General features: G+C 36.2%; 24 protein-coding genes. 19 read left to right on the top strand and 5 right to left on the bottom strand.

Annotated features, from left to right (window positions below; all coding sequences use genetic code 11):
* The first annotated feature begins 177 nt into the window (after positions 1–177).
* The 19 genes from MYP_RS16250 to MYP_RS16160 all read left to right on the top strand — a co-directional run bounded on the left by MYP_RS16250 (position 178) and on the right by MYP_RS16160 (position 20,823).
* Positions 178–876 carry a sterol desaturase family protein gene (locus tag MYP_RS16250; RefSeq protein WP_045465426.1) on the top strand — a complete coding sequence of 233 codons (699 nt, stop codon included), beginning with the start codon at positions 178–180 and terminating at the stop codon, positions 874–876.
* 39 nt (positions 877–915) lie between these two features.
* The gene (locus MYP_RS16245) at positions 916–1,620 is read left to right on the top strand and encodes a hypothetical protein (RefSeq protein WP_156140678.1); all 705 of its coding nucleotides are present in this window, start codon (positions 916–918) and stop codon (positions 1,618–1,620) included.
* Positions 1,621–1,732: 112 nt separating this feature from the next.
* On the top strand, positions 1,733–2,041 hold the full coding sequence (locus MYP_RS16240) for a hypothetical protein (RefSeq protein ID WP_045465420.1): 309 nt from the start codon (positions 1,733–1,735) through the stop codon (positions 2,039–2,041).
* A 93-nt stretch (positions 2,042–2,134) separates the two neighbouring features.
* Entirely contained in the window at positions 2,135–2,563 is a 429-nt protein-coding gene (locus MYP_RS25260) for a hypothetical protein (RefSeq protein ID WP_052430270.1), read from the top strand.
* Between the two features lie 348 nt (positions 2,564–2,911).
* Positions 2,912–5,293 (top strand): TonB-dependent receptor, encoded by a 2,382-nt coding sequence (locus tag MYP_RS16230; RefSeq protein ID WP_045465417.1) that lies wholly within the window; start codon positions 2,912–2,914, stop codon positions 5,291–5,293.
* A 20-nt stretch (positions 5,294–5,313) separates the two neighbouring features.
* Positions 5,314–6,819 (top strand): PepSY-associated TM helix domain-containing protein, encoded by a 1,506-nt coding sequence (locus tag MYP_RS16225; RefSeq protein ID WP_045465415.1) that lies wholly within the window; start codon positions 5,314–5,316, stop codon positions 6,817–6,819.
* 268 nt (positions 6,820–7,087) lie between these two features.
* Positions 7,088–9,400 (top strand): T9SS type A sorting domain-containing protein, encoded by a 2,313-nt coding sequence (locus MYP_RS16220; RefSeq protein ID WP_045465412.1) that lies wholly within the window; start codon positions 7,088–7,090, stop codon positions 9,398–9,400.
* 492 nt (positions 9,401–9,892) lie between these two features.
* The gene (locus MYP_RS16215) at positions 9,893–10,213 is read left to right on the top strand and encodes an ArsR/SmtB family transcription factor (RefSeq protein WP_045465409.1); all 321 of its coding nucleotides are present in this window, start codon (positions 9,893–9,895) and stop codon (positions 10,211–10,213) included.
* Complete coding sequence (locus MYP_RS16210; RefSeq protein WP_045465406.1) at positions 10,210–10,710, top strand: SRPBCC family protein; 501 nt, start codon at positions 10,210–10,212, stop codon at positions 10,708–10,710. The genes MYP_RS16215 and MYP_RS16210 overlap by 4 nt, the downstream gene beginning before the upstream one ends.
* A 4-nt stretch (positions 10,711–10,714) precedes the next feature.
* The gene (locus MYP_RS16205) at positions 10,715–11,089 is read left to right on the top strand and encodes a DoxX family protein (RefSeq protein WP_045465403.1); all 375 of its coding nucleotides are present in this window, start codon (positions 10,715–10,717) and stop codon (positions 11,087–11,089) included.
* A gap of 32 nt (positions 11,090–11,121) precedes the next feature.
* A complete protein-coding gene (locus MYP_RS16200) occupies positions 11,122–11,673 on the top strand; it encodes a dihydrofolate reductase family protein (RefSeq protein ID WP_045465400.1) in 552 nt (183 codons plus the stop codon).
* A gap of 83 nt (positions 11,674–11,756) precedes the next feature.
* Positions 11,757–12,545, top strand: coding sequence for a hypothetical protein (locus tag MYP_RS16195; RefSeq protein ID WP_045465397.1), 789 nt, complete (start codon positions 11,757–11,759; stop codon positions 12,543–12,545).
* Positions 12,546–12,723: 178 nt separating this feature from the next.
* Positions 12,724–13,152: a VOC family protein gene (locus tag MYP_RS16190; RefSeq protein WP_231570058.1), complete on the top strand. Its 429-nt coding sequence runs from the start codon at positions 12,724–12,726 to the stop codon at positions 13,150–13,152.
* A gap of 192 nt (positions 13,153–13,344) precedes the next feature.
* Entirely contained in the window at positions 13,345–14,049 is a 705-nt protein-coding gene (locus MYP_RS25255; protein WP_052430269.1) for a hypothetical protein, read from the top strand.
* A gap of 633 nt (positions 14,050–14,682) precedes the next feature.
* Positions 14,683–18,204 carry a CotH kinase family protein gene (locus MYP_RS16180; protein ID WP_081990548.1) on the top strand — a complete coding sequence of 1,174 codons (3,522 nt, stop codon included), beginning with the start codon at positions 14,683–14,685 and terminating at the stop codon, positions 18,202–18,204.
* A gap of 305 nt (positions 18,205–18,509) precedes the next feature.
* Entirely contained in the window at positions 18,510–19,106 is a 597-nt protein-coding gene (locus MYP_RS16175) for a Crp/Fnr family transcriptional regulator (RefSeq protein WP_045465388.1), read from the top strand.
* A gap of 83 nt (positions 19,107–19,189) precedes the next feature.
* Entirely contained in the window at positions 19,190–19,612 is a 423-nt protein-coding gene (locus MYP_RS16170) for a VOC family protein (protein WP_045465386.1), read from the top strand.
* 19 nt (positions 19,613–19,631) lie between these two features.
* Positions 19,632–20,126: a DUF4199 domain-containing protein gene (locus tag MYP_RS16165; protein ID WP_045465383.1), complete on the top strand. Its 495-nt coding sequence runs from the start codon at positions 19,632–19,634 to the stop codon at positions 20,124–20,126.
* Positions 20,127–20,415: 289 nt separating this feature from the next.
* On the top strand, positions 20,416–20,823 hold the full coding sequence (locus MYP_RS16160; protein ID WP_045465380.1) for a VOC family protein: 408 nt from the start codon (positions 20,416–20,418) through the stop codon (positions 20,821–20,823).
* Positions 20,824–20,979: 156 nt separating this feature from the next.
* Here the strand turns inward: MYP_RS16160 and arsB are convergent, their stop codons facing one another.
* From arsB to MYP_RS16135, 5 genes are all read right to left on the bottom strand, one after another.
* On the bottom strand, positions 20,980–22,053 hold the full coding sequence (arsB, locus tag MYP_RS16155; RefSeq protein ID WP_045465377.1) for an ACR3 family arsenite efflux transporter: 1,074 nt from the start codon (positions 22,051–22,053) through the stop codon (positions 20,980–20,982).
* 9 nt (positions 22,054–22,062) lie between these two features.
* Positions 22,063–22,683 (bottom strand): protein-tyrosine-phosphatase, encoded by a 621-nt coding sequence (locus MYP_RS16150; protein ID WP_045465374.1) that lies wholly within the window; start codon positions 22,681–22,683, stop codon positions 22,063–22,065.
* A gap of 75 nt (positions 22,684–22,758) precedes the next feature.
* Positions 22,759–23,196, bottom strand: a complete 438-nt coding sequence (arsN2, locus tag MYP_RS16145) for an arsenic resistance N-acetyltransferase ArsN2 (protein WP_045465371.1) — start codon at positions 23,194–23,196, stop codon at positions 22,759–22,761.
* Between the two features lie 113 nt (positions 23,197–23,309).
* On the bottom strand, positions 23,310–24,155 hold the full coding sequence (locus MYP_RS16140) for an arsenite methyltransferase (protein ID WP_045465368.1): 846 nt from the start codon (positions 24,153–24,155) through the stop codon (positions 23,310–23,312).
* A gap of 56 nt (positions 24,156–24,211) precedes the next feature.
* The gene (locus tag MYP_RS16135; RefSeq protein WP_045465364.1) at positions 24,212–24,538 is read right to left on the bottom strand and encodes an ArsR/SmtB family transcription factor; all 327 of its coding nucleotides are present in this window, start codon (positions 24,536–24,538) and stop codon (positions 24,212–24,214) included.
* Positions 24,539–24,729: the final 191 nt, after the last annotated feature.

The following is a 24,729-nucleotide window of genomic DNA, read 5'->3' as shown; positions in this document are numbered from 1 at the left end:
GAAAAATGAAGAACATAAAAAGTTTTAAGTTATAAGTGGTAAGTTTTAAGTAGTGGGAGAAGTTTTAAGTGGTAAGTCTTAAGTATTAAGTAGTTAAATAGTTTTATGTTTTTGACAAGAAGAAGAGGGTTAGAGATGTTGGAAAAAAATAATAATTTGTAGTTAAAAAATTACTACATGCAGGCATTTTTTGCATATTTAGAGCGTTTAGATCTTGTTTTCTTATTCCTCCTGTTCTTACTGGAAAATGCTGCCATTGCCTTGGTAGCCGTGCTGCTTGGCTTTGCATTGGATGGTTTGCTGCCTGAGATGAAACGCCTTATCAGCTTAAAAGAAATTTACTGGACTTGTTCTACTATTTTCTTTAACACTCTTGTTACGCTGACCGGGTATCTGCTTTTTAAATACGGCTTTATTGTTTTCCATTTAGAATCCAGTCTTTTAAGTATTGTAATTGATTTTGTGGTATTGATCTTTGCCATGGATCTGCTGATGTATGTGTTTCACCGGGTCATACATCAACTGAGTTTTGTATACCGGTATCATGACCTGCATCATGCTTACGATACACCAACGGCTATTTCATTGTTTGTTCTGCATCCGATAGAAGTACTGGGTTTCGGATCGCTCTGGCTGCTGTTATTGTTTGCAGTGGATTTTTCTATTTATGCTGTAGTGATTTATCTGGTATTGAATGTTGCAATGGGCATTATCGGACATCTCCGTAAAGAATTTGTTCCGGCAGCACTTAAACATCATGAATGTTTGCAATGGCTTGCCAATACAGGCTTTCATGTGGGTCATCATCAGCATGAGCAGCACAATTTCGGATTTTATACCAAGGTTTGGGATAGGTTATTCGGGACTTTGAAATAGGGGGGTATTAGTTTTATGATAAAACTTAGTAATTTGAAAATGAAAAAGTGGCCCTTTACAATATGGTTATTGTTTAGCTTTAGTGCTGCATTCGGACAGCAAGCTGTAAAAGACTCCATTTTTCAAAATGTTAAGAATAAATCCTCTAATCTATTTAGCGAGCGTATTTGTAGCTATTATCTGGATATGGCAGAAAATCTTGTCAGAAAAGATTCTATATGCTTGCCTCAATATAAGCATGAGTTTCCAGTTACCGATACATATGTATTCTGGCTTAAAAGCAAGTATAGTATTTATGACTATAGTTATTGCTCTGGGTGTATTATACTCTGCAGCGATTGTTTTGATGACTATATGATCTGGGCGATTGAGCAAAAGTTTGGTAAAGGCTTTTTGGAAGCACAGATTAAGATTTCGGATAGTCTGGATAGTATAGGACAGGGGTTTAAGGATGTTCGCTATCCATTGTCTGAAGATTCATTAAGGCAATTCATTTATTTAAAAGCTCAGAAAAAGCCATTTGAGGAATATCCTCATAAGCTTGTTTGCTTTGATATAGATGAAAAAGGAAATGTTGCTGACATACTTGTGTTTGAGGGGCAATTTAATATGAAGCAACTACCAGAAACGAACGAGTTAAATGTGCTATTGAAAAAGTTATTTAAAAATGATAAGAAATGGACACCTGCAATGTTTTTAGGGAAACCTATCCGGGGATATTACTTTCTACCTTTGTCTTTATAGACTGTAAAAAACAGAAACATTATATAAATAGTTAGTATTTCTTTACTTACTTTTTATTTGAAAACTATGTCTTTAGACGGTTATTAAGTAAAAAGTATATAATTGAGTTATAATGGAGAAAGTACTTGTCACAATGCTTTTCTTTTATTTAGAAGGTTGTAATGTAAAAGAAAAGGAGCATGCAGAAGGAATATCCATCAAGGACAGTTTCGTAACAGCGGTTATTGCTGACAGTAGTAAAAAAGGTTCCGATACCCTTAATCTTGACAAATCTCTGAATATAACTGCTACAGACAGCATTGGTATCAATAGAATTAATGAGAGAGTGTTTGAGCTGGAACAAAGCGGTCTGTTTTTTCTGGCATTCAGCAGATATAAAGTTGCCGCAAACCTATATGAAGAAAAAAGTCTGATCCCATAAATTCCGATTCAAAATTGAGAAGAAGGGAAAATGCCTAAGTAATTTATTTTGAATTGGTAATAACATAAACAGTCAAGCCCGGTTTCAAATTTTGTGAAACATATAATTGTACTTGTTCTTTTCAGGGTTATATTTGCGCATCTTTTGGAAGATTTGAAACAACTATTACTTATAGCGGCCATTATCGGAATATTACTGCATAATTTCAGTAAGTTCATGATCGTTGCTTCTTTCGAAGGAAACAGGGATATCATTGCCAAAACCCTTTGTGTGAAGAAGGATCAAGCCAGTAATGATTGCCAGGGAAAGTGTTATCTCAAAAAGCAGTTAGATACCGAAAGTAAAAAAACAAACACTTTAAGTTCCGACAAGGTATCTTCTGAAATTCAATTCATTGAAACAACCTTTCCGGTTCATTTCAATTTAATTCAGATCTCCTCATTTGATTTTCTTCCTTATAAAAAGGAAAGCCACCTTCAGTTTCATTTTTCATTCTTTCATCCTCCACGGCAGAACAGCTAAGGAGAAAACCACTCTGTTTTAACAGCATTTATCACTTTGGATAGCCCATTTCTTGATGTATAAACATCTGGAAAAACGCTACACGCTTTCTATCATCATAAAACAACGATCTGGAATGCTTGTGGTACTTGTGCATATGATTTATTGCTGTTTATAAAAAATATCTGCTGAGCAGAACTACAGATCAAAGGTTTCTCAAAGTTCCGTATTTCACGGACAGTTCAATTTCAATATAATAAAAAAAATCCGGACCTGAATCCTGCCGATATTCTGCTATTCAAATTGTCGTGAGAAGAGTCAGATATCAACAGTTTCCTGTCCGGTTGATTTTAACAATCAATCAAATTTATGAAACTGAGTTGTAAGTTTATATTAATTCTATATCTTTTAATAAGCAGCAGTTCTTCATGGGCGCAATATATAGTGGAGGGTAAGGTGTTTGATTCACAGACCAAAGAAAGCCTTCCTGGGGCCCTGATTATTGCAGATTCCGTCAATGTAACTACTACAGATGGCAGCGGAACATTTATACTTAAACTTTCAGATCGCCCGGACAGCCTTCTGATCCGGTCACTCGGGTATGAAGATAAATATGTAAAACCCCAGCAAAACAAAAAGATTACAGTTGCTCTAAAAGTTTCAGCGACTGATATGCAGGAAGTTATCGTAACTGCTAACAGGGAAGCCAGTCTTAGATCGGAAGCACCTATCGCGATCAGTAAAATTTCGCAGGAAGTAATCAATGATACCAAGCCAGTCTTGCTGACAGAGATCATCAGTAAGGTGCCGGGAGTGGTAATGCAAAATCTCAACAATGAACAGCATGGTATGTCTATCCGTCAGCCCATGGGGACCTCTTCTTATTTCCTGTATATGGAAGACGGATTACCGCTACGGCCAATGGGGCTGTTCAATCACAATGGTTTGATAGAAATGAACATCTTTGCCATCAGTAATGTGGAAGTAGTAAAAGGACCGGTATCGTCCTTATATGGTCCGGAGGCAGTAGGTGGAGCGATTAATTTTATAACGCAGAAGCCAACAGCTGTGCCCACAGCAAAGATCGGAATTCAGGCCAACAACTATGGATACAGAAGAGTCCAGTACGGAGCAGGAGGCATGATCACCAAAAGGCTCGGAATCTATGCCGGAGGATTTTATGCTTTCCAGAACAACGGATGGCAGGCCTTTTCAGACTTTAACAAACATTCTTTTAACATTCGTCTCGATTATCTTTTTACCGAAAAAACAAGGCTCTATCTGACCACCTCCTATAACAAATATCACAGCGATATGAGCGGAAGTGTCGACAGCATTGCTTTTTATAACAGAGCTTATACCAGTACCTCAAATTTTACCTACAGAGAAGTCTATTCACTGAGATCTAAGCTGACGCTGGAACATAGCTGGAATAAAAACAACCAGACAACGATATCCGGCTTTTTCCGGGACAATTTAATAGGACAAAATCCCTCTTACGGAATCCGCTGGAAATCTGGCAGCGCAACTGCAACAGGAGAAATAAACGAGAGCATCTTCAAGAGCTTTGGACTTCTTGCCCAACATACCAAACAATTTGGTTTCTGGGATACCCGATTGACAACAGGCATCTATCTGGATTATTCACCGACGACCTATTCAGCTCACCAGATAGATCTGGAGGCACAACTCAGACCTGATCATAAATCTGTAGAGAAATACAAATTATTAAAAGAAAGACCCGACCTGAAGTTGGCAGATTACAGTACAGACCTACTGAATTCAGCAGGGTATTTTCAGCTTGTGACCAGTCCTGTTAAAAAGGTTAAACTTACGGCTGGCCTGCGGTATGACCGTATGTCTTTTGATTACCAGAATAATCTGGATCAGTCAAAAGGTTCGAAGTTATATGATCAGTTAACCGGTAAAGTAGGAGCCACTTATGTACTTGTAAAGAACACAGGAGTATATTTAAACTATAGCCAGGGCTTTTCTCCACCCAGCCTGGCCTCCATTTTCAGAAGGCGTCCCAATGTAGCAACAGGAGATCCCAATCAGTTTTATTATGATTTAAAACCTGCAAAGTTCGACAATGCAGAAATCGGAGGCTGGGCAGGACTGCTGAACAATGTTGTTTATATTGACTGGGCATTCTATACGATGTGGGGTAAAAATGAATTGCTGAGTATAAGAATGCCGGATAATTCAACAGACTATGCAAGTGCAGGAAAAACATTTCATCAAGGTTTAGAAGGATCGATTACCTTTCGGCCTTGCAAGTCATTGACCCTGCGTGCAGGAGGAAGTTATTCTGTACATAGATTTGAAGAATTCCTTATCAGCAGCAAGTCAACGGATGAGTTCAGGGATGCAGGGGGAAAGATCATGCCCTCTGCTCCAGCCTGGATTGGTAATAGCGAAATTACCTATAAACCACAAAGATATCTGAAAGGATTCAGGACCTCACTTGAATGGCAGCGGATAAGTACATGGTATCAGAATCAGTCAAATACTGCAAGATACCAGGACAAAACCTTTCTGGGCATGGAAGGAGTGAGTGTATTAAACTTCAGAGTGGGATATGAATACAAGGGCATTGAAGGCTTTGTAAATATTCTGAATCTTACAGATGAACTTTATGCGCATGCGGCTACCAGAGGTAATAACGCAGCTGACAGAACAACCTATACCCCTGCAGCTCCGAGATCATTTGTAATAGGCATTCAATACAACTTTACCGGCAAAAAATAACGAACCTAAGTCACACTGAGATGATACGAAAAAATATTTATAAGTGGCACAGAAGCATCAGCATCGTAATTGCTGTGCCTGTGCTTATGTGGACCCTCAGCGGTATTCTGCATCCTGTCATGAGTACCTTTAAGCCCAGGATAAAGAATCAGTCCTTGCCTGCTCTGCCTGTTGATATGAATAAGGTTCGCCTGAGCGTTACAGAAGCGCTTACAATGAATGGAATTGAATCTATTGATAATTTCAGGCTTATAACACTTGATGGTAAAGTATACTATCAGGTTTTGCATGATCAGAAAGATATTCCGGTTTACATTAATGTTGAAGATGGAAAGTTGTTGGTGGACGGAGATCAGAAGTATGCTATCCAGCTTTCTCAATATTTTCTTGGAGATACAAAAACTGCAATAACGGATACACAACTCGTGCGTGAGTTCGGAGATGAATATCCTTTCATTAACCGTTTGTTGCCTGTTTATAAAGTTTCTTTTCAGCGTGAAGATGGGTTGAGGATTTTTGTGGAGACATTCGGGGACAGGATGGCTTTTGCAGTGAATGACCTGCGTTATGGGTTCAGCAGGTTTTTCTCTGCCTTTCACAGCTGGAGCTTTCTGGAGGCTTTGGGCAGCCTAAGATATGTTGTGATTGTAGTTTTATGTGGTCTTGCTTTATTTGTAGCCATCAGCGGGATCTATATTTATTTTATTTCCAATGAAGTAAGGGTTACTGATCGTTCGAACAGTTACACAAAAACCAGAAGGCTTCACAGGATCACCTCTATCTTTGTTTCCGTTACCACCTTGATGTTTGCTTTCAGCGGTGGATATCATGCATTTGAAAAAATAAAACCAGACAGCAGATCTGCATCTTTGATAAAAACGTCTGTTCCAGTTCAACGGTTTCATTGGGATAGTATTCAGTTTTTTACGAAAATTAAAGAACTGGGATTGTTGAGTAATTTATCGGTAGTAAATATGGGTACTTCCTTGTACTGGCAGGCAAACATTATTGATAAAGAAAATAAAGTAAAAACAGTTTACCTGAACGTTTCTACATTGCAGGAACTAAACAATGGTGAGGAGGTATATGCTGCTTTTCTTGCCAACAGCTATAGCAGCAATAAAACGGATGCGATTGTATCCATTAATAAAATCAATAGCTTCGGTGGGGAGTATGGCTTTGTAAACAAACGTTTGCCTGTCATGAAAGTCCAGTACAATAGCAATGGAAACGAGCGCTACTACGTGGAAACATCAAGCGGTAAACTTTCTGTCCGTATTGAAGATAAAGATCTTTACGAGGGACTTAGTTTTGCATTTCTTCATAAATTTCATTTTGCAGATTCACTGGGTAAAACCGGAAGAGATGTTATTACTGTGATTGCTGCTCTTGCCAATTTAATTGTTGTAGTGATTGGTCTTGTGCTGTTTTTTAAGAAGAGGAGAAAGTCGAAAGTTGAAAGTTTAAAGTTGAAAGTAGAAAGCTTAAAGCTTAAAGCTGAAAGAGAAAAGCTTAATAGGTTCTAGTTGTTGATGAGAATCTGAACTGGGGCTTATGATATTTCTATGCATTATCTTTAAATGCCTGACCACCTTGAGGTTTGAATTATTGATGCCATAGCTTAGAGCGATTGCATCAATCAGGTTGTTTTAGGTTAAAAGATAAATTATGATGGAAAAGAGACAGTGGAGAAATGGACCTCATGTATTATTAATTTGGAGATAATTTTTAAAAGGTTTTATTTGGGGCTATTTTTGAATTTATATTATCGTAATATTTTTAAATCAAAGGTTTATGCGGAAGGTTATTTTATTCTTTGTTTGTATCCTTTTATTAAAAGGTGTTTATGCCCAAACTTGTTATTTTAGTTCAGGTTCTATCATTAGGGATCTTTTTATTGCTAGCAAGGATACAATCTTTATGGTTGGTACAGAAGGCCGTATTCTTCGGTCAGTTGATTCAGGGAGGAAATGGCAAGTAGTGTATAATGATCCTAAATTCAGAACTTTTTATTCTTTGTTTTTCTTTGATTCAAAAACAGGTTATGCTGGGGGAGAAGAAGGGCTTCTTTTAAAAACAATTGATGGAGGAATTAATTGGGATATTATTCCTACGAACATTGGAGGTTTGGCATATTTTAATAAACTTCATTTCAATGGACTTAAGGGGAATGCGGTTATAGGTTCCAGCATCAGTTATACTGAAGATGGTGGCCTAAATTGGATTTTTAAAAGTGTATGCGAAGGATGTGGAGATTTTACTTTTCCAGAACCACTGTTTGGTTATAACGGGAACTGTTATACCTATGATGGAGGTGTAACATGGACACCAACATTTCGAAGTTATTCCAATTCTGTTTTTATAACAAAGGACATAGGTTTTAGAACTTCCTCTGGAGTTTCCAGGACAAGAGACGGAGGAATTACTTGGATACGTGAAGGTAATCCTATTACCATAGATGATGCATGGTTTATGGACTCTTTAAATGGTTATGGTATTTCTCGTAATTTAGGATTTTTTTCTACTTCAGATGCAGGAAGAAACTGGGCTTCACTTAATAATCCTAACGATATAAATAACATTGATGTAATTAAGTATGGACACGGAATAGCGTTTGCATATGATAGTGAATGTAAAAATTTATTGCGTTTGGAAAATGATAAGGCAGAGATTGTTTTCGGGCAAATTACTTCTCTGAATGTACCTAATCCGGAAGGTAATTCTATTAATGTAAATGTAACCCCTGATAGTTCAGTGTTTGTATCCAGAGGAAGCTATATATATAAATTAAATAAAGGGGAACAGAAGTGGACAAAAAATTCGGTTTCAAGTTACATACTGGATATGTTTTTCATAGATAAGGATACTGGTTATCTTGCTTCTCACATTTTATATAAGACTATTGACGGAGGGAAAACATGGAATTCATCTAAGACAATAGATGCCCAAACAATTTTCTTTACAGATGCCCAAACAGGATATTATGGTCATGAAACAGGCTATCAGATTGGAAGAACCTCAAACTATGGAGCCTCCTGGAGTGTCCAATATGTAACTTCAGGTGGAAGTGGTATAAGATCCATCTTTTTCCCTGATGCATCTACAGGATACATGGCTAGTACCAATGGAAAGATTAGTAAATGTACTAATGGAATAAGCTGGGTTGGTCAAACCACCGGAGTTTCAGCAACTCTAAATGATATCTATTTTGTAGATGCCAATAGAGGAGTAGTTGTAGGAAATTCAGGAACATTACTAACAACAACTAACGGAGGTAGTCAATGGAATAAGGTTCAGGTGCCAACAACTGTTAACCTGAACTCTGTTTATTTTGCGAATAAGGAAATAGGATATGTCGTTGGAAACACAGGCACTGTTCTGGTTACATTTGATAGTGGAGAAACATGGGAAATTTATCCTCTTCCATTGTTAGATAATCTTTATTCAGTTTATTTTTATAATGGCTTAGGTTACATTGCAGGTGAAAATAATCTTGTTTTAGAATTGAATCATATACTTAAACCTTCTGGTGAACTTCCTTCTGTGGTTACAACTCATGTCTTACAGGATGGAGAAACTAGTGTGAATGTAGAAGGGAATATTACAGATGATGGAGGAAACATTATTATTTCCAGAGGATTTTGCTGGAGTACTTCTCCTGACCCGACCATTAATGATAATAAAACAACAGTTGGAGCAGGTTTAGGATCCTTTTCAAGTCTATTGGAAAACCTCACTCCAAATGTAACATATTATTTGAGGGCTTATGCAACTAATGGAATAGGCACATCTTATGGAAATGAAATCAGCTTTAGCACTGCAACTAATACAGGACTATATAAGAATTTCATTGGGAACAACATTACTATTTATCCGAATCCTGGAAATGGAAAGATAAAATTAGATATCAAATCTTTAGATTTATCATATTTCGAAATAAAGCTAATGAATGTTAATGGAGTTATTGTATATAGTAAAGAAGTGTATAAACATTCAGATACTTATAATGGAACTTTGGATCTGGAGTTGTTACCTTCAGGTATATACACTATTCAGATCGTGGGAGAAAATAATGTGTATTCTGATAAGCTTATAATCTCTAAATAGTATTATTCTTTTACTTTGTTAATGAAAAAGTGCAATGTTTGAACATTGCACTTTTTTATTATTATAAGATATGATTTAACATATATAAAGGACATATCTTTAGCTCATATGTCGAAACCTATTGTAAAGGGCCATCATATGTAATTTTCCTCATTTATCTGCAACGAGCAAATACCATTTTAGTAATAAACTTAAAATAGGTTTGGAAATTCTCTTTTTTAATGGAAATCTGATTTATACTAAGGTTTTATAATCTATTGTATGTGGTAGAATGTTTAATATTTTCATTTGCTCTTTTCTTTTTAAACTTCTTTTCAAAAGAAGAAATCTTTCTCTCAAAATTTTACAGTTTTCTCATTTTCAATCCATTCTTCTAAAAGCTAAGTCCTTTTAAATCATGTAATTCATCATTGATGAAAAATTAATTTGTGAAAACAATTGGTTGCGTTTACATTTACAACTGTTCGGTTTCTAAAACAAAAGAACAGATATATGAGAAGAGACATATTTCAGACTATTGCTGACCCCACAAGGCGAGCTATCATAGCCTTAATTGCAATGCAAGAAATGGCTCCCAATGCGATTGCCGAAAACTTCAATACATCACGACAGACTGTTTCAAAGCATTTACGCATACTTACTGAATGCGAACTTGTAAAACAAGAACATCTGGGCAAAGAGATATACTATTCTCTTGAAATTGACAAAATGAAAGAAATAAACAAATGGCTTGAACATTTCCGCAAAATTTGGGAAACGCACTTTAACCAACTTGACAACTTGTTATCTACCATTAAAAAACAGAAAAAATGAACAGCAATCTTCTATTTGATTTTTCCGTAAATAAGGAAAGCAAAACCATTCATATAAAGCGTGAGTTTGATGCTAACCTTGAACTGGTCTGGCAAGCGTGGACTACAGCTGACTTGTTAGAGCAGTGGTGGGCACCGAAACCCTGTCATATCGAAACTAAATTTTTGGATTTAAAAGTAGGCGGAATGTGGCTCTATGCAATGGTGAGTCCAAAGGATGAAAAAATGTGGTGTAAAGCTGATTATAAAGCTATCGAATCAAATAAACTGCTGTCATGGCTGGATGCTTTTTGTGATGAAAACGGAATAGAAAACAACCGTAAGCATTCTTTATGGATAATTGACTTTACCGAAAACAATGGCGTCACAACCGTAAGCATTACTTTACAGCACGAAAAACTTGAAGACATTGAAATGATGATTGAGATGGGCTTTAAAGAAGGGTTTACTTTGGCTCTAGAAAATCTGGATGAATTTTTATTAACCTTAAAAAAATAAACAAATGAAAAAGAACAAAATCATTTTCTGGGTAGCAACAACCATAATATTTCTATGGGAAGGTCTGATGCCTCTTGGTACACTTTTGTTTAAGCCTGAATTTGCCACAGTGGGGACAAGGCCTTTAGGCTATCCTGATTATTTTGCCTATGCTTTAATCATTTGCAAAGCCTTAGGTGCAACAGCATTAATGCTTCCTATGTTACCTGAAAAGCTGAGAGAATGGGCCTATGCAGGGCTAACATTCAATTTAATATTTGCCGTAATCAGCCATGTTGCGGTGGACAAAATTGTAAGCTATATTTTAATGCCAATCGTAGTAGGTGCAATTCTCGTAATATCTTATATATTTAATCAAAAAATTAAAAATAATAGCTAAAACAGATTATAACTTGATTTAAATAAAACAGAATGAGAAAGCTAATTGCAGGAATAAATATGACGCTTGATGGAATTTGTGATCATACGGTTGTTACTCCGGGTGAAGATATACATCAACATTACAGTGATTTGTTAAAGACTGCTGACGACATAATATACGGTAGGATTACTTACCAGCTTATGGAGTATTGGCCTACTGTAGTTGCAAATCCTACTGGTATCAAAGCAACGGATGAATTTGCCGTAACAATAGACAATATTAATAAAATCGTTTTTTCCAACACACTTAAAGAATTAACATGGAAGAATTCCAGGTTGGCCAAAGAGGGCATTAAAGAAGAAATTACAGCGCTCAAACAACAATCCGGGAGAGATATTCTGGTTGGCAGTCCTGGTATGATTATACAGTCATTGAATCTTAATTTAGTTGATGAACTGCAGATATGTGTACATCCGGTTATACATGGAAAGGGGGGACAATTATTTAAAAACATACGCGAAAGAATCGATCTTAAACTTATAAGGACGAAGACCTTTAAAGGCGGTGCTATAATTCTTTATTATGAGCCATTAAAAGAATGATGATCAATATGAGGAACCAAATTAGAGTAAAGTATAAGCTTTTAACGCTTTTTAATTTTTGTAATAGATAGTAAATTAATTCAATGAAAAGTATATTACTTCATATTGTTCTACTATTAATTTTCACTTCCTGTGACAAAGTCAGTACAAGCAGTACGGACATAGTTTTAAAAGATAGTATTGACAAACAGGAATCGGACAATGAAAGTATAATGATGGAAGAAAATGATTCGCGAGAAGATATCATAAAGCCTGGGATTTGCGATACCATTCTCCAATATTTTAATAATTATCAGATAAAGCCTGTTATTGACAATTCCTATAATGATGGAAATGATACAACAACCATTTTTAAGGTAGGCAATCACATTGTTTATTGGAAGTATGATGAGACTACTACAATTGTAAAAATTGATAATCAATATTTGAATCTGGAAGCTGAAAATATAGAAGGATCTTATTCTATAGGAGGCATTCGATTATACTCTATTAATAATAAAGAAATTATAGTAATTGAATTTTATGTCAATGGTTGTGGAGGGAATTGTTTTGGAGGGAATTCTCTTTTCTATGATGTTCAGAAAAAAACCACAAGTTACTTCAGTTACTTTGCAATGAATTGCTTCTCCTTATATGACTTCGACAAAGACCGAACTATTAATTTGCTTTCTCCAAAATTTGAAGGCGATTTTCATGGGCCATTTTATGAAAGTTACAGCCTATACACATTGAATGAGGATGGCTTCTTTAAACAGGAAGTTGATCAATCAGGAAAGCCTTACTTTATCAAAATATTTTATCCGGAAAGATCACCGGAAATGGGAATGCAATGTGAAATTGCAAAAATGAACTGGTTTGAAAAGATTAAATAATTATTGATGCCTTGATAACTTACATGTTTAATTGTAGCTTCTCTCCCCATTACAGGAATTTTTAGGAAAATATTTTTTAAAGCTCCTTTTCCTGCAGAAATTCTTATTCTCACCTTTTATAATCAGAATCATTTAAATTAAACTATATATAACTATGGAAAAAAGTAAATTAAAGCGAATGGACAATGTCGGGATTGTGGTAGAATCCCTTGACGGTGCTATTGCTTTCTTCACTGAGTTAGGATTGAAGCTGGAAGGACGAGCTACCATAGAAGGAGAATGGGCTGGACGAGTTACAGGATTGGATTCACAAAAGGTCGAGATCGCTATGATGGCTACTCCAGATGGACACAGCAGGCTTGAGCTTTCGAGGTTTCTTGCTCCACAAACAACTTCTGATCACCGAACAGCTCCGGTGAATTCTCTAGGATACTTACGTGTCATGTTCGCAGTGGAGAACCTTGACGAGTTACTTACCAGACTTTATAGGCACGGTGCTAAGCTTGTGGGGGAAATTGTTCAATACGAAAACTCATACCGACTCTGTTATATCCGTGGGCATGAAGGAATTCTCGTCGGACTGGCAGAAGAGCTCGGCAATAAATAATTGGATGAAATCAAAGTCGTTTTTGAAATGCTATACCATCTTCTTTGTGATTTATCAAAAAAATCGCAGCAACAGTTTGAGCAGCAGCAAGAGAACATTGCTGAATCGTTATGTTGCTTTTGCTCATAACTCTTACTTTAGTCAGACTTCTAATACCAGCAACTATAACTCATCAGATAGGTTCATCAAATTATGACAAAGGAACTTGAATTATCAATTGAAAGACTTTATTCAACTTTTTCCCGTTATCCATTTCGCTCTGAAATAGATGGTTGTCCTTGCTGTGTATCAGAAAGTGATAAGGAAAAGCTGCATACTAAAAAACTTAGATCACTAGAAGAAGAGGATCTTTCCAGATATGCTTTTAAGGCAATAACAACCTGGGGGGATGTTGAAGACTTTAAACACTTCTTACCACGAATCTTAGAATTATTATCTACTACTAATTTTATTGTGAATACATTTGTTGTACTAGGTAAGGTGAATTATGGTAATTGGACCAGTTGGCCTGGTGATGAACAAACTGCAATTAAAGAGTTCTTGATTTCCTGGTGGACAGATTCTGTAAAGCATAAAACCTATTTTGATAAAGAAGCATTTGTCGAAATATATAAACTTCTTGGAGATATAGAACTGTTGATCAATAAATGGGTATTATCATTTGAGGATAACAGCTTTATAACCTATATTGACTTGGTAATCAATTATTATAAAGATCTCTTATATGGAAAAAAATCATTTAAGGAGATTGATAAAGAAACTATAGATAAAGTTCTTGCCTGGATAAATGATAGGAAGGGAATGATTGAAAAAGGATTTTTTTATTTTGAGAAGGTAGATCCTGAGTTTGCAGAGGAAGTTTCTAGGGCCCTTTATATAGTTGAACATATAAAATAGTAATGATAGTTAACTATCAATAATATAGGGTTTTAGCGCATGTAAGATAATTTTTAAACCATCTTATTGCTCTTGCTCAAAACTCTTGCTCACCATTTGTCCTCCCGGGATAAAATTTCGTAAACTATAATATTCCTATTGCAGAAAGAAAGTTGTATTCATATATTTATTGGTTTTCAGGTATTTTAACTGACAAGAGCTGATAGTCAGAAGTATTAATGCTGACAGAACAAGGATTCCTGGAATAATTGCTACAAATTTATATTCATAATGTATATGACTGGGTGAGGAGCAATAGATTGGGACTGTGTTTCTTTACTTCCTGCTTTAAATTTCTTTGTAAAAGCATTGTTTTTACTTTCTGCAAAGGTATTTTCTGGAAATGTAAACAGGTTTAAAAGTTTTAAATGCTAAATATGCTGCAGGAATTTTGGAATATAAATGCTTAATACCAAATAACATATATTTTGAAGTTGGATTAGCCTGTTTTCTATACCATAAATACTTCTTGGGTACACTTAGTATTTTATTGATACCTTTGAAAGGTTAGTTTCCTGGATAGTGGAACAGAAGAGGTATAAACAATATATTTAAACAACAGATCGTAATACGTTCATTCTAAAATAAATAATTATGAAAGTAATCTTTACCAGGTGTTTTCTGATTTTACTTTTTTTATGTCATCCCTTTTTTGCGTATCCACAGTTGGTGATCAATGAAGTATGTTCCAATAATGTGAGCGATACGCCGGATGAAGAAAATAATTATGAAGACTGGATTGAATTGTACAATGCCGGCAACGCACCTGTAAACCTGAAGGGATACCGCATCGCTGACAGGCATCCAGCTGCATCCATATGGAACCTTCCGGATATAACCCTTGCACCTGATGCACATTTACTTTTATTCGCATCCGGAGAAAACAGAAGCGTTACTGTACATCATTGGGAAACCGCGGTTACGGAAAATGATACATGGAAATACATAACACCTGCAAGTGACCTTCCTGCAAACTGGAGGAGCATTAACTTTGATGATTCAGACTGGAAAAGCGGTCAAGGGGTTGTCGGCTATGGAGACAATGGGTTGTTAACGATTGTTCCCAAAGGTACCCTTTCTTTGTTTATGAGAAAGAAATTTACAGTTGTGGATACCTCTGAGATACTTCAAGCCATTTTGCATATAGACTATGATGATGGTTTTGTTGCTCACCTCAACGGTGTTGAAATAGCGAGAGCCAATATAAAGAATATAAGTCCAGGAAGGTGGGATCCCGCTGAAAATGAGCGAGAAGCTTTGGTGGAAAAAGGAGGAAGCTATGAAAAATTTACCGTTCAGAAAGATGTTCTTAAAAGGGCTTTGGTAAATGGGACAAACGTTTTGACTGTTCAAGTTCATAACCATGTGACCAGTGGTCTGAAAAGCGATTTGGCGGTACGTGCATTTCTCTCTTTTGGTATGAAAGGAGAGGAATCTCAGTTTTCTCCTACACCTTCCTGGTTCAACGAACCGCTGCAAATGTTTCATACCAATTTTAAGTTATCCAATAATGGATCAGAATTGCTTTACCTGTTCGATCCTGCATCAAAGGTTATAGATCAGCTGGTCATTCCTCAAATGAGAGAGAATAATTCCTATGGCAGAACTCCTGATGGAGCTGCTTTTCATAATATTTTTGTCAATACTACGCCAGGCCTTGCCAATACTGCTGGTTATTCAGGATATTGCAATGACGTAATTACCTTTTCTCTGGATGGAGGCTTTTATTCATCCTCACAGTCATTAACGCTCGGAGGTTCTTCAGAAATACGCTATACTCTGGATGGCAGCGATCCGCATAAAACTTCTGCTTTGTATAGCACTCCGATATCCATTACCTCCACGACAGTAGTGAAAGCTGCCTGTTATAGTGCAACTCTTACAGCACCGAAAGTATACACCAAAACCTATTTTATAAATGAGAATATAGACCTTCCTGTATTTTCGATCTCGACAGAACCGGACAATTTTTTCCATCCTCAAACCGGGATATATGTGCTGGGACCAGGGGCTGACAGCATTAACTCGCCCCACTTCGGTGCTAACTTCTGGTTTGACTGGGAAAGGCCTGTGCATATAGAATACTATGATAAGCAAAAGAACAGATGTTTTGAAGTAGATGCCGGTGCAAGGATATTCGGAAATTATTCCAGAGCCAACTCTATGAAGAGTCTGGCAATCATGATGAGAGACAAATACGATGCCCCTGAAATAAATTATAAGTTTTTTCCATATAAGAATATTAACCGGTTTAAATCTATTGTGCTGAGAAATTCAGGAAGTGATTTTAATACCACTCATCTGATGGATGGATTTATACAAATGAGTGTATTAGGGAAAACAGCACTGGATATTCAGGCTTATCGACCATCTGTTGTTTTCATTAACGGACAGTACTGGGGAATTCATAATATCCGGGAAAAACTAAATGAAGACTATGTAGAGTCAAACAGCGGAGTATCGGCTAATAGTGTTGACATGTTAGATGCCTGGGCAAAACAAATTGAAGGGAGTAATGACCTGTATGCTTTAGAGTGGCAGGCAGCCAACAGCAATATGAATAACCAGTCAAACTTTAATGCTGTTGCAGATAACTTTGACCTGGACAATATGATCGACTTTTTTGCAACTGAGATTTATATTTCCAATTGGGATTGGCCAACTAACAATATCAAGGCCTGGCGACCTCAGACCGGCAATAAGAAATACCGCTACATTCTTTATGATACCGATATTTCTCTTGGTTTATGGAACTTGCAGACTGCTTCCTTTAATCAGTTACGCAAGGCTATGTCCAAGGACATGGGACCTCATGCCGGAATATTTTTTAACCTGACAAAGAATGTGGATTTCAGAAACCGATTCATTAATCGTTCTGCGGATCTGATGAATACCATCTTTACTCCGCAAAACTTATCTCAGCTCTTGTCTGCGATGAAAGACAGTATTGCGAGTGACATGCCAAGACATCTTGCACGTTGGAATGGATGGATTGGTTATTGGGACTCTGAAATCAAAAATAGAATGGACTTTTTTAATGCCAGACCTGCACCGGCCAGAGCGCAAATGGTTTCTGAGTTCAATCTGGTAAAGCAGGTTGAGGTTACACTTAATGTTATGCCAGCAGGAGCAGGAGTAATAAAAATAAATACCATATATCCTGATACGTATCCTTGGAAAGGCATTTACTTTGATGGAGTTCCGGTAACTGTAACAGCTGTTCCAAATCCAGGCTATACTTTTACCCACTGGGAAGTTCCTGCTCTTATCCCTGCAGGAAGTTCCGACAAAACTGTCACGTTGAATGTAAATCTTAAGGAAACATTTACCGCTTATTTTACCGGATCACCAGCACCGCTGGATCTGAAGATTTCCGAAATAAATTACCACTCAGAGGATGCAATGGAATCCGGTGACTGGGTGGAAATTTTCAATAATGGAACATCTGATGTGGACATTTCAAACTGGACCTTCAAGGATTTTAATGATTATAACAAATATGTATTCCCTGCCAACACTGTGATTCCTGCAAACGGAAGACTGGTGCTATGTAATGATCCAGTTAAGTTTCATCAGGTATATCCTTCAATCACCAATTACATCGGTCCGTTCGAATTTGACCTTTCCAATTCCGGAGATATGATCCGGTTGTACGATCACCTTGGAAATTGTTATGTCTCTTTCAGCTATGATGATGAGGCTCCGTGGGATAAAGCTGCTGATGGTAAGGGGTACACGTTGGAGCTTAGAGATCCTTCTTTTGATGAAAGCCTGCCAGGAAGCTGGATGACTTATTGCAAATACGGATCTCCTGGAGTGCCATATAATCATTGTGTCACGAATATTATTGCACGTGAAGCAGCGGAAGATATACTTTCTGTTTATCCAAACCCTAATAATGGAAGTTTTTTTCTTGATGTAAAAAATACGGACTATAGTCTTCATGGATTACGGGTAATGAACCAGCTTGGTGAAGTAGTATATGCTGACAACAACAGCCACCATGCTTCATCTATGTCCCTTGAACTTTCCAATGTACCGGATGGAGTATACTATCTGATGATCGTAACTGATAAAGGAGCTTTGTCAAAGAAGGTTGTAAAGATGAGTAAGTAGAAGGAAGGACAGCAACTTTGTGAGCAAGGCAAGAGTATTTTAATTCGAAAAGAAAGTCTGTAATAATTCACGGTTGTTTTTCAAATGAGAAAGTGAAGAGTGAAAAGGATTTCAAACATAAATGGCAGTAAGATTTCGCCATTATGATTTCTGCCATTATGAATGGTTATTTGCTAATTGCTTCATTAATAAACAGTTTATAATGGTCTATTAAAATGAGCTGTAAATAAAATTTCTTCTTTATATTTAGCATAATTTTATTCTGTAATCAGAATAAAATTATGCTAATAAGTAATCTTTAAAAGATGAATTTATTAATTCCTTTAAACAACTTTAAAATTTATCTTAACGATAAGGCAGGACTTACTGATGAAGAGCTAGCCAAACTTCCCTATATCCCAAAATCTAAACTATATACTAAAGGAACTTTAGTATTATCAAAAGGGGAAATCTGCAAAGACATTTTTTTTGTTGAAAGTGGTCTGCTCAGGCAATACACCATTGATAGTATAGGGAAAGATCATATTATACATTTTGCTCCTGAAAGTTGGATTGTAAGTGACAGAAGTGGAGCTTATTTCGACCAAATGAGCGAATATTTTATTGAGGCCATTGAAGACACAGAAGTTGTAATAATGGACGAAACTTTTATAAATACAGCTTCAGAGATCAGCAGAACATTTAGAGAAAACAATCATCGGGCCTTGCATAATCACGTACGTCATTTACAAAAACGGATCAATCAGCTATTGGGTGCTACTGCAGAAGAAAGGTATCTGGAATTTTTAAAATTATATCCTAATGTAGCCTTAAGAGTTCCTCAATGGATGATTGCCTCTTATCTGGGAATTACTCCTGAAAGTCTAAGCAGGGTGAGGAACGGACTGGCAAAACGCTCTTAATTAACCTCAAAATTCATTTCTTACCATAGATCAATGCGCCCGCTTTCCTGGTGCATTATTTTTGTGTCATCAATCTAATAATTATGACACAGATTAATCCATACTTAACATTCAACGGAAATTGTGAGGTAGCCTTTCGTTATTACCAATCTGTCTTTGGTGGAAAGTTTTCCTATGTCAAAAGGTATTCCCAGTTACCTGCAGAATATAAGATTAGCGGAGCATATAAAAACAAAATCCTTAACATTGCTCTGCCCATCAATGAAGGATGTACTTTAATCGGTGGTGATGCTAATCCTGCTTATGGTGGAGTTGCATTCGGAAAAAATATTACGCTTTCTGTTAATGCAAGTTCTAAAGACGATGCAAACAAAATTTTCAACACACTGTCCATAGGAGGGAAAGTGTTTTTGCCTATGGACGAAATGTTCTGGGGAGCTTACTCCGGAATGTGTGAGGACCGATTTGGCATGAACTGGATGATCAACTTTGAAACCAATAAATAACTAAATAAACCTTATGTATATGATAAAGTATAAAACAGAAATCAAATGGACATTCATATATGCCGCCATGTTCCTCCTCTGGATGAGCTTTGAAAAATTAGCCGGTTTTCACGACAAGAGATTAGAACAACAACAATTTGTTTCCATGCTTATTCTGATACCTTCTATTATAATTTATTCTAAGGCACTATTGGATAAAAAGAAAAGCTTTTATTCTGGTGTCATAAATTATAAACAAAGTTTTATGAGCGGATTGGCATTGACTTTATTCATTGTTTTGCTAAGCCCGGTTAATCAGGTGATCACTTCATACATTATCACTCCGGACTATTTTGCCAACATCATTAAATATACTGTTCAGTCAGGTGTATATACGCAGGAGCAGGCAGAAGCACAATACAATATCAAAAATTACCTTGTGTCAAGCATCATTGGAGGATTGATTACAGGAGGAGTTTTCAGCGCTGTCATTTCTTTATTCATCAAATCTAAAAAACATACTTATGAGCAATAAAAAAGTTGAAGAGTTTGTAAGCAAACTCAATCATCCTTTAAAAACTGAAATTAAAGCAACCATAAAAATTATTCGTGAAGATAGTCCGAAACTTAATGGTTAAGACTTAAAACATAATGGAGAGATGTTGTTATGAGTTCATAGTAGTCTGTTATAACATAGCCGCACTATCTATAACTTTTAATTGTCATTTGGCACGAGCTATGGAAAAAAATCTTATTAAAGCCAATCTGTAGTACGGTATAATCAAAAGAATAATTATATTTAATAATTAAAATAAGCTATTATAATGAAACAAATATTTATCAATTTAGCAGTAAAAGATCTGCAAAAATCTATGGACTTTTATACTGCATTAGGATTTACAAACAATCCTCAGTTTTCAGATGACCAGGGAAAATGTATGGTCTGGAGTGAAAACATTTTTTTAATGATAATGACCCATGAAAAGTTTTCATCCTTTGCAACCAAACCTATTGCAGATACAAAATCGAAGTTAGCAGGACTATTTTCATTATCTGTGGATAGCGTTGAAGAAGTAAACAACATTGTTACAAATGGACTTAAAGCAGGTGGGACAGAACCGAACGAGATGAGAGATTATGGGTTTATGCAACAAAGAACAATTGAGGATTTTGACGGTCATACCTGGGAAGTTTTCTATATGGACATTTCAAAATTTCCTCAACAATCTTAAGATAAATACGATATTAAATTGAAAATCTCCACTGTGGCCTGTCACCCGACAGGCTACTCTTTTTTACAAGTCATTTTGATATAGGCAAAAGTTATTGCACGAAAATTATTTCACCATCATGATATTCTTTAAGAATTTATATGGTCGTCAGGAATTTTATTTTTTATTCGGGATGCTTTCTGAGTAAAATTTATCTCTTAACCAAAATGCTGCCTGAACAAGTATTATTAGAGCCGGAACTTCCACTAAGGGGCCAATAACTCCAGTAAAAGCTTCTCCGGAATTTATACCAAAAACACCTATAGCAACAGCTATTGCCAATTCAAAATTATTCCCTGAGGCGGTAAAAGCTATAGAGGCATTTTGAGAATAATCGGCACCCAATGCTTTTGCTATTAAGAAGCTTATAAAAAACATTACCGCAAAGTATATCATCAGTGGAATTGCAATTCTAACTACATCCATCGGAATTCGAATTATGAGTTCACCTTTGAGACTGAACATTACTATGATTGTAAAAAGTAAAGCTATCAATGTGACAGGTGAAATTTTAGGAATAAATTTTTCCTGATACCATACTTCGCCTTTTAGTTTCAGCAAAATTATCCTGCTTAAAATTCCTGCAAAGAATGGAATTCCTAAATATATCAATACACTTTCTGCTATAGTTCCTAAACCAATATTTACTGCAACTCCTTTAAAACCTAAAAGGGGAGGTAAATAGGAAATGAAAAGCCAAGCGTAAATACTGTAGAAGATAATCTGAAATATACTGTTCAATGCTACCAAACCAGCAGCGTACTCTCTGCTTCCTTCAGCCAATTCATTCCAAACTATAACCATGGCAATGCATCTTGCCAGTCCAATAAGAATTAAACCTACCATGTAATGAGGGTAGTCATGAAGAAATAATAAGGCAAGCACAAACATCAATATAGGACCGATTACCCAATTGAGGAGGATGGAAATACCTAAAACTTTAAAATTCTTAAATACCTCTGACATCTGTTCGTACTTCACTTTTGCCAAAGGCGGATACATCATTAATATCAGACCAACCGCTAAAGGAACATTGGTTGTTCCTTTTGAAAAGGAATTTATAAAAGTTGGAGTTGATGGTATAAAATAACCTAAACCTACTCCAACTACCATTGCAAGAAATATCCAAAGAGTTAAATATCTGTCTAAAAAACTCAATTGCTTTCTTTGTCCAGGGCTGCAATTATTCATTCGTAAATTTTAAAAAGGTTTAACTTTTGAAAATACATATAAACATTCTGTTGCAACCTGTTTGCACCTTTCAGCATATTTTTCATCTTGCTGAGGCGTGCCGTCAAATGCTTTTGGGTCATTATAAGGACAGGATATCCGCAATTCGGTTCCGGGTATAAATGGACAATTCCCATCTGCTTCAGTGCAGGTCATGATGGCGCATAAATCTTTTTTAGGAATGGAACTATCTTCGTATGTTTTGGAGAAACAGGAAACAGGAGCTTGGTTTTCACTGTAATAAACGCTGTATAAAGGATTTTGAAGTTTTTCTTCTTTAGAAATCTCAAAGCCTGCATTCTGAACAGCTTTGATGGCATTAGGGTTGAATGCAGTTGTTTCCGTTCCAGCCGAATATGTATTGATGTTCTTTATTCCATAATAAGCGGCAGCAGTTTTTCCCCATATTTGTCCAAGATGGCTTCTTCTTGAGTTATGAGTACAAACGTAGATAAGTTCCGTTGTTTTACCTTCATCTTGTTTCCTTTGAATAAACAAAGCGATTTTTTCCAGCGTCCTTTTTCTTTCTTCTGGGATAGTATCAAAAGTTTTGATAGCATCTTCGATGTAATTTTTGATTTTGGAGAGCATTTAAAGCAGTAGTTTTAGATAGTTTAAGAATGGTAAATGAATTTTCAATAATATAAGATCATCGTTAAGACCCTTTTATAAGGCTATAGTTTTATACATGCATATAGCTTCGGAAGGGCATAAATACTTGAATTCAGAAGTTTTTTGGATAAGTTCTGGTACAATATTTCTGTCAATTACTTCAAACCCTTCCCGGGAAAAATACTTTGATGCCGTGGTGGTGAGCAGATATAACTTTGTTATTCCTTTTTGTAAAGCATAATTAGTCAGTTGACTTATCAGGTTTTTTCCGATTTTCTGATTTCTGTAACGCTCATCTACTGCAAAGGAACGAAGTATGCCGATGTTTGAGTAACCCTCGAGTCCTATGCAACCAACAACAATATTTTCGGTTTTAGCTACAATGAAATGATGCCTATTAATTTTGATATCATCAGTTGGCAAAGTAGCCAGGGTTAAAAGATTTGAAATCTCTTTCCTGTCTTCATTAATAGCCAATGAATATGATATCATTTTTATGTCTTGTTTGAATTGAATAAAAAAGAGTCCTGTGTTTAACTTATCATAAATCCTCCTCCATAAGGAGAAGGATTTTAAAAATTAAAATATGCTACATTCCGGCTATATTAGCAGCATTTTGCTTCCGGCTCACAGCCACACTCTGTTTCTGGTCTTTCTGCATAAACTGTTATGCTGAAAATTCCGGATCCGTTTGATTTGAATTCGTTTAGCTGATCTTGATTAAGGTAATTCAGGAGAATTTCATCTGGAATAATAATCTGTTTTTCTTTTTGGACTGTGATATTGGAAAAACCCGCATCTAATAGTATTTCTAAATAATCCCCTTTCTTAATAGCGCCGGAAACACAGCCTGCATACATTTCTGCTTCTTTCTTGATGGCTTCCGGTAGTTCACCTTTAAGAACAATATCTGAAATACTAAAATGCCCATTTGGTTTTAGTATGCGGAATACTTCATCAAAAGCCTTTTTCTTATCCGGAACAAGGTTCATGACACAGTTGCTTACAACAACATCAGCTCTTTGGGAAGATAAGGGAATATCTTCTATATCACCCAATCTGAACTGCACATTTTTGAATCCTAATTTCTCTGCATTAGCTCTGGCTTTCTGAATCATAGCTTCTGTCATATCTATACCTATGATTTCTCCTTCTTCTCCTGCAATGGATCTTGCGACAAAGCAATCATTTCCTGCTCCGGAACCTAAGTCTACAACCGTATCACCTTTTTTGATCTTTGCAAACTCCGTCGGGAGACCGCAACCAAGTCCCAGGTCAGCATCAGGATTATATCCTTCAAGGTTAGTGTAGTCTTCGCTCATAATGGTATAAGTGCCGGTACCACAACTTCCTGCACCGCAACAGCTGGTTTCGTTGTGCTCTTTAGACTGACCAGCAATAGTTGAGTATGTCTCTCTTACTATTTCTTTTAGTTTATTATTGTTTTCCATATAATTGACATTTATTGTTATAATGTAATATTGCGATAGTTAAGGTGAAAAAATTTTTAACAACACTTGACTCCCTTGTAGGAGCTAAACAGTTTGCCAAATGCCTCTTTAGCTTCGTTCCAGACCTTTTCATCAATGCAATAGCAAACGCTGGTGCCTTCAATCTCTCCTTTGATAAGACCCACTTCTTTTAATGCTTTTAAATGCTGTGATACTGTGGCCTGGGAGAGGGGGAGTTCTTCTACCAGATCTCCGCAAATACAGGTATTCTTTTTTAATAAAAACTCCAGGATGGCAATACGGGCAGGATGGCCGATTGCCTTAGCAAGGCTTGCCATTCTGTTTTGTTTATCATTGAAGTTATCGGTTTTGGTAATTCCCATAATGAAAACAGGATAGTTAATTATAATAATGCAATATTACGATAGATGTTTTAAGGATCAAAATAATTTTCAATAAATATATTTTACAAAGTAACTTTTTTAGTTTTGAATGGGATAAAAATCAGGATCAGGCCACTTCTTTACCCTTGTGTATGAGAAGGAAATTTTATCTCCAAAACTCATCTATTTTT

Source organism: Sporocytophaga myxococcoides, from assembly GCF_000775915.1.
Taxonomy (GTDB): Bacteria; Bacteroidota; Bacteroidia; order Cytophagales; family Cytophagaceae; genus Sporocytophaga; species Sporocytophaga myxococcoides_A.
Note: the sequence above shows the minus strand (reverse complement) of the source record. Positions and strands in the feature narration are given on the sequence as shown.